The following is a 13039-nucleotide window of genomic DNA, read 5'->3' on the forward strand; positions in this document are numbered from 1 at the left end:
GAGTCGCGTCATCCCAAGGCGAAGGAAGCCGATCGGCCATCCGGCTGGCCGACATGCCGCGGGCGACGGTTGGCGCGGTGTCCGGCACTGGCGGAAGCAGCCGTTGACCGCAAACCGCAAGCGCTAGTTCGCCGAAAGAGAACGGAGCCAGGCCAATCTGGAGATCGCCCTCTCCGCCATCTGTTGCAGGTGCTCGGTGCGCGCAGCGTCGTCCGAGCGTTCGGCCCCATCGAGATAGCTGTCGACCAGGGCCTCGGCGATCTCCAGCGAATCCTTGTCTTCGAGCGAGGCCGGAAAGCGGCCGACATCGGCGGCGGCATCGGCCATCCTGGCCGTCTCGTCGTGCAGCTGCCGTGTACGGACTGCGCTTGGCCCGCTCATATGTCGCTCGAGATCAGCAAGCTGGTCTGCCAGGCGAAGCTCGAGCCTCCGCGCATCGATCTGCAATGTTGCGGTTCCTGATCCAGCGGAGGGTTCCCGCGCGTGCTCGCGATGGTAGGCGCGGCGCCTCTCCTTCCGCAGCGCGGTAACATGGCCGAGTTCTTCCCTTGCCATGGCCTCGGACGCCTGCTTGACCTCGGGATCATCGGAGTAGGCCGCGAGATAGGACCAGAACGCGAAGGCGCGTTCCTCATTGCGGACCGCCATTGCGAGCGCGCGATAGGGCGTCATCAATCGGGACGTCTTCACCTCTGCGGCAGCTTCCGGATCAATCGCTTCGGGCGTTTGCCAGCGCACTAGCGCGGGATCTGGAACTTTGCCGCGGCGTGACTGTGACCATTGCGCGACGCTGTCGACGTGCTCGCGCTCCGCGGAACCCAGCTTCGCGAACACATCGGCCAGATCATGCTTGCCCTGCTTGCGCATCTCTTCGGCCAAATCGTCGTAACGATTTGCCGCCTCCAGCTCCATTCCATGCGCTAGCGCAAAGAGCTCGTCGAGAGACTCCACTACACCACCGGGCTCGGCACTCAGCAATGACGTGCGTAGGAATGGCATGACGATGGCTCCAGATGCAGACGACTAGTTCGGCTCCGCACGCACATAAGGAGTTTTGCGGAGTTGACACATGCGGTCGCGGACGATGAGTTTTACACGTCAGCGGCGACAAATCATCGACGAAGAATCTTTCATCACGCGCGGCCCTCTCGGCCGCGCAGATCGCGTTTGAATCGAAATGTCGCAGCAGCCGCATGACAATAATGGCTTCGCGAGGCGTGCAGCATTCGCGCTTGCAGGCTGGCTATTGATGTGCCTGGCGTACATCTCGCCCGCCTTCGCCGCCAGCGACTTACCGACATACCTACCGAAGCTCGCGCCTGCGGAATTTTTCCCCGGTGCGGATCGTTTTGGTCCTCCGCAAGGCGATCCGCCCATTGTTCCGGTCTATCGCGGCGACCAGCTGCAGGGATTTGTTTTTTTGAACTCCGATTTGGCCAACGCCATCGGATACTCGGGCAAGCCGATCCACATCCTGGCAGGGATCGATCCGAATGGCGTGATCACCGGCATCAAGCTTGTCGATCACAAGGAACCGATCGTGCTGGTCGGCATTCCGGAGGCCCGTATCGTCGCTGCCATGAATTCGCTGGTCGGCAAGAACATGAAGCCGGTCGCCAGTGGAGCCGAGAACCCGCCGCAGGTCGATATCGTCAGCGGCGCGACCGTCACGGTGCTGGTGATGAGCGACAGCATCGTCCGCGCGGCGTCCAAGCTGATCCGGAGCGGTCGCGTCGGCGGCGGAGACGGCGCGGCGGCATCGGCAGCCCTGCCCCCGGTCATCAAGACTCTCGATCTCGAACACAGCGAAGTGCGCGACTGGGAGAGTCTCGTCGGCGACGGCTCGGTGCGCCGGCTTCGTCTCGGGATCGGCGACGTCAATGAGGCCTTCGCAAAGTCCGGCAACGCGGCGGCGAGCCAGTATCCCGAGCCCGGCGATGCGAGCGACAGCTTTATCGACCTGTATGCTGCGCTGGTGACTGCGCCCACGATCGGCCGCAGCCTGCTCGGCGACGATGGCTATCAACGGCTGAAGGACAGGCTGAAGCCGGGACAGCAGGCGATCGTCGTCGCGGGCAATGGCGTCTACTCTTTCAAGGGCTCGGCCTATGTACGCGGCGGCATTTTCGATCGCATCGAGATTTTGCAGGACGGCAACAGCACTCGGTTCCGCGACCGCAACCATACGCGACTTGGTGCGCTGGACGCTGCGGGCGCTCCCGAGTTCAAGGAAATCGCACTGTTCGTCACGCCTCCCGAGTTCACGCTCGATCCGACGCAGCCCTGGCAGCTTCAATTGCTCGTGCAGCGAAGCCTGGGCGGACGCGACAAGGCTTTCCTGACATTCGACATCAACTACGCCCTGCCCGATCAATACATGCGCCGCGAGCAGCGCGCGGTCACCGTGCCGGAGAGCGCCCAGGCCCCTGCAGCGCAGGCGCCGGCAGCGGCCGCCCCGCCGCCGGAGACGGATGAGCCGCTCTGGATGCGGATCTGGCGTGCGAACACGGTCTCGGTCGGTATTACAGCGTTCATGCTGGCCGCCCTCACCGGCATCTTCTTCTTCCAGAACCTGCTGGTGCGCCGTCCGGTGCTCTACAATTGGGTTCGGCGAGGCTATCTCGCCCTCGTCCTGGTCTGGCTGGGCTGGTACGCAAACGCCCAGCTCTCGGTGGTCAATGTCGTCACCTTCACCAATGCGCTGGTGACCGGCTTTCACTGGGAATTCTTTCTCGCCGCTCCGCTGATCTTCATTCTGTGGGCAGCGACGGCGGGAGGTCTTCTATTCTGGGGGCGCGGTCCGTTCTGCGGCTGGCTATGTCCCTTCGGCGCGCTGCAGGAGCTGACCAACCAGGCCGCCAAATGGTTGAAGGTGCCGCAAATCACGGTGCCGTGGGGACTGCACGAGCGGCTCTGGCCTATCAAGTATATCGTCTTCCTGGGGCTGTTCGGCTTGTCGCTCTACTCCGTCGACATGGCCGAACGGTTTGCCGAGATCGAACCGTTCAAGACGGCAATCATCCTGAAGTTCGCGGGCCAATGGCCGTTCGTCCTTTACGCGGTGGCGCTGCTCGTGATCGGCCTCTTCATCGAGCGCTTTTTCTGCCGCTACCTCTGTCCGCTCGGTGCAGCGCTTGCGATTCCTGGACGCCTGAGGACGTTCGAATGGCTTCGCCGCTGGCAGGAATGCGGCTCACCATGCCAGCGCTGCGCCAAGGAGTGTCCGGTGCAGTCGATCCATCCCGAGGGACATATCAACGTCAATGAATGCATCTACTGCATGCATTGCCAGGAGCTCTACTACGACGACCATCGCTGTCCGCACATGATCCAGGTGCGGCTGAAGCGCGAGAAGCGTCAGGCGTTGTCATCGCCCTCGATGCGCGCGGGCGGCAAGGGGCCCGCCACCGTTATCACCGCTGGCGGCAAGCCTGTCGGCGTATCAGCCGTCACCTCTCCACCTGAAACCTGAAACCGAAAGCCGAGGAGGCAATCATGAGCGACAACGACAGAGCAAAGGGCGTCAGCCGACGAACGGTGCTGGGAACAACAGCGGCCGCTGCGGGCATGGGCCTGGCAGGCGGAGCGACCCTGAAGGACAGCGGCGGATTCATCTCGCCCGCCGACGCTCAAACGAAGGCACCCGCGGCAGCGCCGGCGCGACCGGGGCTGCAGAAGGCGGAAGTGGCGCCTGGCGAACTCGACGAATACTACGTGTTCTTTTCGAGCGGACAGTCCGGCGAGATGCGGATCCTCGGCCTCCCCTCGATGCGCGAGCTGATGCGCGTTCCGGTGTTCAACCGCTGCAGCGCGACCGGCTGGGGCCTGACCAATGAAAGCCTCAAGGTTCTCACCGAGGGCCTGCAGCCCGCCACGCGCGAATTCCTCAAGACGCGTGGCGGCACGTTCCTGAACGGCGATCTCCACCATCCGCATATCTCCTTCACGGACGGCACTTATGACGGCCGCTACGCCTTCATGAACGACAAGGCCAACACGCGCGTCGCGCGGGTGCGGCTCGACGTGATGAAGTGCGACAAGATCATCGAGCTGCCCAACCAGCATACGGTCCACGGCTTGAGGGTGCAGAAATATCCGCGCACCGGTTACGTGTTTGCCAATGGCGAGGATGGTGTGCCCCTGCCCAATGACGGCAAGGTCCTGGACGATCCCAAACAGTATCGGTCGATCTTCAGTGCGATCGACGGCGACACGATGAAGGTCGCCTGGCAGGTGATCGTCAGCGGCAATCTCGACAACGTCGATGCTGACTACCAGGGCAAGTACGCGTTCTCGACCTGCTACAACGGCGAGGAAGGCGTCACTCTGGCTGAAATGACGGCAAACGAACAGGATTGGGTCGTCATCTTCAACATCAAGCGAATCGAGGAGGCCGTCAAGAAAGGCGACTTCAAGGAAATGAACGGCGTGCCCGTGATCGACGGCCGCAAGGGGTCAGCCTATACCCGGTACGTACCTGTCTCGAACAATCCGCACGGCATGAACACGGCGCCGGACGGCATCCACATCGTCGCCGCCGGAAAGCTCTCCCCGACCGTCACCGTCATGGACGTGCGGCTTTTCGACCAGTTGTTCGACGATAAGATCAAGCCGCGCGACGTCGTCGTCGCCGAGCCCGAACTCGGCCTCGGACCGCTGCATACGGCCTATGACGGCAAGGGCAACGCCTATACGACCCTGTTCCTCGACAGCCAGATCGTCAAATGGAACATCGATCTGGCCAAGCGAGCCTTCAAGGGAGAAAAGGTCAATCCCATCCTCCAGAAGCTCGACGTGCACTATCAGCCGGGTCACAACCACAGCTCCATGGGGCAGACCAAGGAGGCCGACGGAAAATGGCTGATCTCGCTGAACAAGTTCTCCAAGGACCGCTTCCTGAACGTCGGACCGCTCAAGCCCGAGAACGATCAGCTGATCGACATCTCGGGCGACCAGATGAAGCTGGTTCACGATGGCCCCAGCTTCGCCGAGCCGCATGATGCGACCATCGTTCACCGTTCCAAGATCAACCCGATCTCGATCTGGGACCGCGCGGATCCGATGTTTGCGGATGCGGTCAAGCAGGCCAAGGCGGACGGCGTCAATCTGGAGGCGGATTCGAAGATTATTCGCGACGGCAACAAGGTGCGCGTCTACATGACCTCGACCGCGCCGGCGTTTGGCCTCGAGAAGTTCGATGTCAAACAGGGTGACGAGGTTACCGTCTACATTACCAATATCGATGCGGTCGAGGATCTCACCCACGGCTTCTGCATCGTGAACTATGGTATCCAGATGGAAGTCGCGCCGATGGCCACCGCGTCCGTGACGTTCACGGCCAGCAAGCCGGGAGTTTACTGGTATTACTGCTCCTGGTTCTGCCACGCCATGCACATGGAAATGAAAGGCCGGATGTTGGTCGAGCCGAAGTCGGTCTGACGGGAGTGAGCTCGTGAACGTCTTGTTGCGCATGGTCCCGGCGGCGCTGGCCGCCGCCGGGGTATTCGGCTTCGCCAGCGCGGAGACCCTGACGGCCACGCCGGGGCAGCCGTTGCAGGCGTTGCTGGATAGCGCGCACGCCGGCGACGTCGTCGAGCTCTCCCCCGGCGACTATCACGGCTCGGTCCGGATCGATCGTTCGTTGCAGCTGGTCGGCAGGCAGGCCGCAGTGCTCGACGGTGGCGGCACCGACAGCGTCATCACGGTCAACGCGCCTGATGTCACGGTCCGCGGCGTGACCATCCGGGGATCCGGCCGCGATCTGCAGGCCATGAACTCCGGAATCTTCCTGGAGAAGACGGCCGAACGCGCGACGATCGAGGGTAACCGACTGGTGGAAAACCTGTTCGGTATCTACGTGCACGGCGCCCGGGGTTCGCGGGTCGCACGCAACGACATCGAGGGTCTGCGCGGCGGCCGTCTCAGCGAGGCCGGCAACGGCATCTCGCTCTGGAATGCCCCCGACGTCACCATCGCGGACAACACGTTCCGTTACGGCCGCGACGGCATCTTCTCGGTCTCGAGCAGCAAGGACCGCTTCATCAACAACCGTTTCGACCAGGTCCGCTTCGCGATTCATTACATGTACACCAATGACAGCGAAGTCAGCGGCAACGTCTCGATCGGCAATCATGTCGGATACGCTATCATGTATTCGAACCGGCTGGTGATCCGCGGCAACGTCTCCGATCACGATCGCGACCACGGATTCCTGTTCAACTACGCGAACTACGCCGACATCGACGGCAACCGTGTCACAGGCGGCCCGCTGAGCTCGTCAATGGATGCGACGGACAGCGGTCTTGACGACGAACGAGACATGCTTCCGGACTCGGCGCGGGCGCGCCCGCTTCGGAGCGGCCCCGAAAAATGCGTGTTCATCTACAACGCCAACCACAATAAGTTCCGCAACAACTGGTTCGAGCGCTGCGCCATCGGCGTGCACTTCACCGCCGGCTCCGAAGGCAACGAGATCACGGGCAACGCCTTCGTGAACAACGCCAACCAGGTGAAATACGTTGGCACGCGCAACCTGGATTGGTCGAGCGGCGGGCGCGGCAATTACTGGAGCGACAATCCGGCATTCGACCTCAACGGCGACGGAATCGCCGATACGGCGTATCGGCCGAACGATCTCATCGATCGCGTGCTGTGGACTGCGCCCGCTGCAAAGGTCCTCATCAACAGCCCCGCCGTCCAGGTGATCCGCTGGGCGCAGGCGCAATTCCCGGCCCTGCTGCCGGGAGGCGTCATCGATAGCCACCCTCTGATCTCCCCGCCCCCGCGTCGCACGGCCCAGGAGGCGCGGCGATGAAGACGGTGCGCATCTCCGGCGTCACGAAAGATTACGGCAGTGTCAAAGCCGTCCGCGACGCCTCGTTCGAGCTCAACGAAGGCGAGCTGGTGGCCCTGATCGGCCATAACGGCGCCGGCAAGACCACACTCATGAAACTGATGCTGGGGCTGATACGGCCGACCGGCGGCTCCATCGAGGTTCTCGGAGACAATCCTGCCGCCGGCGAATTTGCCGGCCGCCGGCAACTTGGATACCTGCCGGAGAATGTCTCCTTCGACGCCGCGCTGACCGCGCGCGAGACTCAGGCCTTCTACGCCAGGCTGAAGCGCGAGCCGGTGGCGACGGCGCTCGATCTGCTCGACACCGTCGGGCTGGGAGCGGCCAGCCGTCGCCGGGTCGGTACCTATTCGAAGGGCATGCGCCAGCGCCTCGGACTGGCGCAGGCGTTGATCGGACGTCCGCGGGTTCTGCTGCTGGACGAGCCGACCACCGGACTCGATCCGGAGCTGCGTCAGACCTTCTACGACGTCATCCAGCGGCTTGCGGCCGATGGTGCCACCGTGTTGCTGTCATCTCACGTCCTCACAGAACTCGAGGAGCGCGCCGGCCGGGTCATCATCATGAACCGAGGTATCAAGGTCGCGGACGGATCGATCGCAGAGCTGCGCCGGCTCGCCCAGCTGCCCACCAGGATCCGTCTCAAGGTCTCGGGCCTTGCTCCGAGCGAACTGCCGGGCTGGGCCCCTCAGGATGTGACCTGCCGCCGTTTGAATGGCCACATCGTCGAGATCGACGCCGCGCCGGAGCGAAAGATCGAGCTGCTGCACCGCGCGACGGCCTTGGGCAATTCGGTCGAGGACGTCGACGTGGTTCCGCCGTCCCTGGATGAGCTTTACGCTCACTTCCTCAGGCAATCGGAGCAGGCGTGATGAATGTCCTGATCGTCGCAGCCAAGGAGATCCACCAGGCCATTCGCAATCGCTGGGTGCTCGCGGCTACGCTGCTGCTCGCCGGGCTTGCGCTGTCGCTGAGCTTTCTCGGCAGCGCGCCAACCGGGAACGTCGGGGTTCGCGCGCTCGACGTGGTCATCGTCAGCCTGTCGAGCCTGACGATCTTTCTGGTTCCGCTGATCGCGCTTCTGATCTCCCACGACGCCATCGTCGGCGAGATGGAGCGCGGAACGATGCTGTTGCTGCTGAGCTATCCGGTCGCGCGCTGGCAGGTGTTGCTCGGCAAGTTCCTGGGCCATCTCGCCGTTCTCGCCTTCGCGACCTGCCTCGGCTATGGGCTTGCCGTCGGGGCATTGGCGGCGACAGGCAGCCACATCGATACCGATAGCCTGCTGGCGTTCATGGCGATGATCGGCTCCTCCGTGCTGTTGGGCGCAGCTTTCGTGGCGATCGGATACCTGGTCAGCGCGCTTGTGCGTGACCGGGGAACCGCGGCCGGCATCTGCATCGGGTTGTGGCTGCTGCTGGTCCTGATCTACGACATGGCGCTGCTGGGCGTGCTTGCCCTCGACCAGGGACGCAACATCTCACCGACAGCGCTCAACGCCATGCTGCTGTCGAATCCGACCGATGCTTACCGGCTGATCAATCTGACCGGGTTCGCCAATGTCAGCACCTTTGCCGGCATGGCCGGCCTCGCGCAAAGCACGTCGCTGACAGTGCCTGTGCTTCTGGCCGCCCTGCTCTGCTGGACCATGGTTCCGCTGGCACTGGCCGCGCTCGCTTTCTCGCGGAGAGAGCTATGAGACAATGGGCGATTGCTTGCACATTGTTGCTGCCGCTCGCACTTGCGGGCTGCAACGAGAAACAGGCTGCGAAAATTCCGCCGCCGCAGCGGATGACCGCGGAGGACATCGGCCACTATTGCGGCATGAACGTGCTGGAGCACCCGGGGCCGAAAGGGCATATCTTCGTCGCCAGCCTGATGGAGCCCGTCTGGTTCTCGTCCGTGCGCGACACACTCGCGTTTACCCGTCTGCCGGATGAGCCCAAGGACATTCAGGCGATCTACGTCTCCGACATGGCCAAAGCGCCGAGCTGGGACAAGCCGGGCCCCGACAATTGGGTCGAGGCGCACAAGGCGCTGTTCGTGATCGAAAGCCGGGTCAGAAGCGGCATGGGAGGAGATGAGGCCGTTCCGTTCTCCGACCGCGGCGCAGCCGAGAAGTTCGCCGACGAAAATGGCGGCAGGATCGTAAGCTTCGACGAAGTGCCTCGCGACTATGTCTTGACGTCGGCAACTGCCGACATTGGTGCGGCGTCCGAAGCGACCGACGGGCTGCCGGCTGAGCGATCGAAGGGGCAACCATGACACAAATGCCGACGCGGCGACGCTTCATCAGGATCAGTGCCGCAGCAGCGGGTCTCGGCCTGCTGTCCAGCGGGCGCTTCGTTCGCGCCGAGGTCGCGCCAGCCGTCTGGCAAGGCACGATGCTGGGGGCGGTCGCGACGATGGAGATTCACCACGAGGACCGCAGCCGGGCGGAGCGACTGATCGCACTCGCTTGCGCCGAGGCGCGCCGGCTCGAGCGGCTGTTCAGCCTTTACTTGAACGATTCAGCCCTGGTCGAATTGAACCGCACCGGGATCCTGGTTGATCCCGCCGCCGAGATGGTCGACCTGCTATCGACCTCGCAGCACTACGCGAGGCTGACGGGCGGACTGTTCGATGTGACCGTGCAGCCGCTGTGGGATCTCTACGCCAGCCATTTCTCGCAAGATGACGCCGACCCGGCGGGCCCGGCGGCGGCGGCGATCCAGGCCGCGCTCGCGCACATCGGGAGCGACCGCATGACGGTCGGCCGCGACCGCATCGTGATGCCCCGCGGCATGGCGGTCACTCTGAACGGAATTGCGCAAGGCTATGTCACGGACAAGGTGGTGGACTTGCTGCGGGCCCACGGCGTGGCCCACAGCCTGGTCGATATGGGGGAAGCTCGAGCGATTGGCACGCGACCGGATGGACGACCATGGGAGATCGGCATCGCCGATCCGGACGTTACGGGCCAGACGAAAGCGGTGCTTCCGATTGCCGACCGTGCAGTGTCCACCTCGGGCAATTATGGTTTCAGGTTCGATCCCCGGGCCCAATTCAACCACCTGTTCGATCCGCGAACCGGCGGATGCGCTCACCGCTATCGCAGCGTGACCACGGTGTCGCGCAACGCGACCGCGGCAGACGCCTTGTCCACAGCGTTCAGCTTCATGCCGGAGAAGGACATTCGATCGTTGCTGCCGCGTGTCGAGATCGACCGCGTGCACCTCATCAATGACGCTGGCCAATCCACCGAACTCATCGCATAGCGGTTCTTCGATCGTCCGACGCGGAGAACGGAGCGCGGCAAATCCTAGCCCGTCGAGCTGGCCGAAGCCGATATCGCACGTGAACCGCGTGCCGAGGTTCGACTTGCCGCCTCGGGGGTCTTGCCGAGCAACGGTGCAAACTGCTCCGCCGTGATCGTTTCATTTGCGATCAATAATTCGACGCCGGCATCGAGGTCGACTCGCCGCCGTTGCAGGATATCGCGAGCACGACGGTCGCCCTCCTCGACCAGATTCCGCACCGCAAGGTCGATCTCACGGCCCGTCGCTTCCGCGGCCGCAACGATGGTATCCTGGGTGGCAGCCATAAAGGCCTGAGGTTTCGGCGCATAGGTGCGTTGCCCGACAGTCTCGTCCATGCCGTATTTGGTCACCATCTCGATCGCGACTTCGGTCGCGCGTTGAAGATCGTCAGCGGCGCCGGTCGAAATGGCTCCGTCGAAAATCAGGCGCTCGGAGGCGCGTCCTCCCATTAGCACGGCAATGCGGTTCTTCAGTTCCTCGACCGTGAGCAAGAACCTGTCCTCGGTCGGACGCTGGATGGTGTATCCCAGCGCCCCGATCCCGCGTGGGATAATCGACACCTTCTGCACGGGATCGACGCCAGGCAGGCTCGCGGCGACGAGGGCATGCCCCATCTCGTGGTACGCAACCCTGCGCCTTTCGTTCTTGCCGAGTACCCTGCTCTTCTTTTCGATTCCGGCCACGATCCGCTCGATCGCCGTCACGAAATCGGCGAACGAGACCTCCTCGCCGCTACGCCTTGTCGCTGCGATCGCGGCCTCGTTGATGAGGTTGGCCAGATCAGCTCCGGTGAACCCGGTCGTGAGGCCGGCGACCTTCTCGAGGTCGACATCCTCGCTCATGCGAATCTTGCGGACGTGCACCTTGAGAATGGCCACGCGCCCGTTCTTGTCCGGCCGGTCGACCAGGACCTGTCGATCGAATCTGCCGGCGCGCAGCAGCGCGGGATCCAGGATCTCGGGCCGATTGGTGGCTGCGAGCAGGATGACCCCGGCGCTTGGGTCGAACCCATCGAGCTCCGACAGCAGCTGGTTGAGGGTCTGCTCTTTCTCGTCATAGCCGCCGACCGAGAGCGGCCCGCGGCTGCGTCCCAGCGCGTCGAGCTCATCCACGAAGATGATGCAGGGCGCAGCCTTGCGGGCCTGTTCAAACAGGTCGCGGACGCGCGCAGCGCCAACGCCCACGAACATCTCCACGAATTCCGAGCCGGAGATCGAGAAGAATGGGACAGCGGCCTCGCCAGCCACGGCACGGGCCAGCAGGGTCTTCCCGGTCCCGGGCGGCCCGACCAGCAGGATTCCCTTTGGCACGTGGGCGCCCAGACGGCCGTAGCTCTTGGGGTCCTTCAGGAATGAAACCACTTCCTGAAGCTCGAACTTCGCCTCGTCGACGCCGGCAACGTCGGCGAAGGTGACCTTGATGTCCTTCTCGACATAGACCTTGGCGCGGGACTTGCCGATCGCCATCAGTCCCCCAAATCCCTGGCCGCCGGTCACACCGCGACCAAGCCAGAACCAGATCAGGAAGAAGACGATAACAGGGAAAATCCAGGACAGCAGGCTTTGCAGTCCGCCGCCGGCTGGAATACCGGTCACGCTCACGCCTTTGGCTGCGAGCTTCTCGGCCAAAGCGAGATCAACCCGTGCGGTTACGAACGCCGATTTTCCGCTCGGAAGCGGCTCCTTCAATTTTCCCTGGATCGTGTCCGTCCCGACCGACACCTCGGCGAGCTTGTCCTGGGCGAGCAATTGCTCAAACTGGCTATAGGGGATGGTTTCAATCGAATTGTACGCCGTCGAGATGAACTGGAACGCGACGAGCAGCATGCCACCCACGAAGATGATGGCCATCGCAATGGTCTGCTTGCGCGATATTTGTTCGGAATCCACCTGCTTCTCCATCAGCGTCGGCCGCCATTTTGAAAGCTACCGGCGCAGCGGTGACTTACACTTGACTCAGGTCAACGCGGCGCTGGCCGCAAGGCAGCGCCTTTAGGGCGGAGGGCTCGCAGTGGCGATGCCGGCAGTCGCAGCGATGTCCGACGCTCTAGCGCAGCGGCAGCAGCTCAAGCTGGCTCTGCGCCTTCTTGACGGCCGCCCCGAACCAGCTCTGGCTGGGCGCTTCCCTGGCGAAGCATTTGGTGTAGGCGTCCATCGCCTGGTCTTCCCTGGCCATGGAATCCTGCGGAGCCTTCCTCGCCATCATCTGCTTCCAGATCTTCTCGCAAGCCGGAATCTCGGCTGTCTTGACGGCGTCGGTGGCGGCGAGGAAATAGACCTTCTCGCCCTGCATCGCGACGACGTCGATTTCATGCGGCGCCCCCTTCAGACCGCCATTGCCGCGAAGGCCGAGCACGGCCACGGCCACACTCGCGGATGCGGGCTTGGTGATCGGCAATTCCGCATATTTGGCAAAGGCGGCGTCCTGGATCGCCTGATAGTAGAATCGGTCCGACCGGAATGCCGCATCGACCTGCTGCGGCATGCCGTCGTTGCTGTGTTCGCGCAGCCAGTGCTTGAGCAGCGTGGCCGTGGTCACAACGGCCTGCTGCTTGTCGCCTTCGGTGGCGAAGCCGAGCCCGTCGAGATGGCCGAAGCCGATGTCTTCCCTAAACAGCGTATCGACGTTCGACTTGCCGTCGGCCGGCAGGCCCTTGATCGTGACCCGTCCGACGATGCCGCGCAGCACGCCGGTCAACTCGTTGAGCGCCGCCTCGTGCTGCTTGTAGGTTTCGTCGCTCTCCTTGGCCTTCGAGAACCTTGCGACGTAGCGCTCGCGAAGATCGAGATAGTGCTCCTCGGGAGAATCCGCGTGCACGGGCGTGGCGAAGGCGAGCAGGCAGAGCACGGCAAGCGATCTCATCGCGACGATATCCGCAAGACAGGAA

10 protein-coding genes are annotated in these 13039 nt (G+C 63.3%); 7 read left to right on the plus strand and 3 right to left on the minus strand.

Annotation, left to right across the window (positions count from 1 at the left end; all coding sequences use genetic code 11):
• Window positions 1-123: 123 nt before the first annotated feature.
• On the minus strand, window positions 124-999 hold the full coding sequence (locus XH88_RS28465) for a ferritin-like domain-containing protein (protein ID WP_271671539.1): 876 nt from the start codon (window positions 997-999) through the stop codon (window positions 124-126).
• Between the two features lie 250 nt (window positions 1000-1249).
• Here XH88_RS28465 and XH88_RS28470 point away from each other — a divergent pair, with 250 nt between their 5' ends.
• Genes XH88_RS28470 through XH88_RS28500 form a run of 7 tightly spaced genes read left to right on the plus strand, consistent with a single transcriptional unit; the run spans window position 1250 to window position 10110 of the window.
• Window positions 1250-3472 carry a NosR/NirI family protein gene (locus XH88_RS28470; protein ID WP_271671585.1) on the plus strand — a complete coding sequence of 741 codons (2223 nt, stop codon included), beginning with the start codon at window positions 1250-1252 and terminating at the stop codon, window positions 3470-3472.
• A gap of 23 nt (window positions 3473-3495) precedes the next feature.
• Window positions 3496-5439, plus strand: a complete 1944-nt coding sequence (gene nosZ / locus XH88_RS28475; RefSeq protein ID WP_271671540.1) for a TAT-dependent nitrous-oxide reductase — start codon at window positions 3496-3498, stop codon at window positions 5437-5439.
• 13 nt (window positions 5440-5452) lie between these two features.
• Window positions 5453-6814, plus strand: coding sequence for a nitrous oxide reductase family maturation protein NosD (locus tag XH88_RS28480; protein ID WP_271671541.1), 1362 nt, complete (start codon window positions 5453-5455; stop codon window positions 6812-6814).
• A complete protein-coding gene (locus XH88_RS28485; protein WP_271671542.1) occupies window positions 6811-7725 on the plus strand; it encodes an ABC transporter ATP-binding protein in 915 nt (304 codons plus the stop codon). The genes XH88_RS28480 and XH88_RS28485 overlap by 4 nt, the downstream gene beginning before the upstream one ends.
• Complete coding sequence (locus XH88_RS28490) at window positions 7725-8552, plus strand: ABC transporter permease (RefSeq protein ID WP_271671543.1); 828 nt, start codon at window positions 7725-7727, stop codon at window positions 8550-8552. The genes XH88_RS28485 and XH88_RS28490 overlap by 1 nt, the downstream gene beginning before the upstream one ends.
• A complete protein-coding gene (locus XH88_RS28495; protein WP_271671544.1) occupies window positions 8549-9118 on the plus strand; it encodes a nitrous oxide reductase accessory protein NosL in 570 nt (189 codons plus the stop codon). Before XH88_RS28490 ends, XH88_RS28495 begins: the two co-directional genes overlap by 4 nt.
• Window positions 9115-10110: an FAD:protein FMN transferase gene (locus XH88_RS28500; RefSeq protein ID WP_271671545.1), complete on the plus strand. Its 996-nt coding sequence runs from the start codon at window positions 9115-9117 to the stop codon at window positions 10108-10110. The genes XH88_RS28495 and XH88_RS28500 overlap by 4 nt, the downstream gene beginning before the upstream one ends.
• 44 nt (window positions 10111-10154) lie before the next feature.
• On the opposite strand, the gene ftsH is transcribed toward XH88_RS28500, so the two are convergent.
• Both ftsH and XH88_RS28510 read right to left on the minus strand, forming a co-directional pair.
• On the minus strand, window positions 10155-12053 hold the full coding sequence (ftsH, locus tag XH88_RS28505) for an ATP-dependent zinc metalloprotease FtsH (RefSeq protein WP_442868486.1): 1899 nt from the start codon (window positions 12051-12053) through the stop codon (window positions 10155-10157).
• Window positions 12054-12198: 145 nt separating this feature from the next.
• On the minus strand, window positions 12199-13014 hold the full coding sequence (locus XH88_RS28510) for a hypothetical protein (protein ID WP_271671547.1): 816 nt from the start codon (window positions 13012-13014) through the stop codon (window positions 12199-12201).
• Between the last annotated feature and the right edge of the window lie 25 nt (window positions 13015-13039).

Origin of the sequence: Bradyrhizobium sp. CCBAU 51627 (assembly GCF_028128765.1) — a bacterium.
In the GTDB taxonomy this organism is placed as follows: domain Bacteria; phylum Pseudomonadota; class Alphaproteobacteria; order Rhizobiales; family Xanthobacteraceae; genus Bradyrhizobium.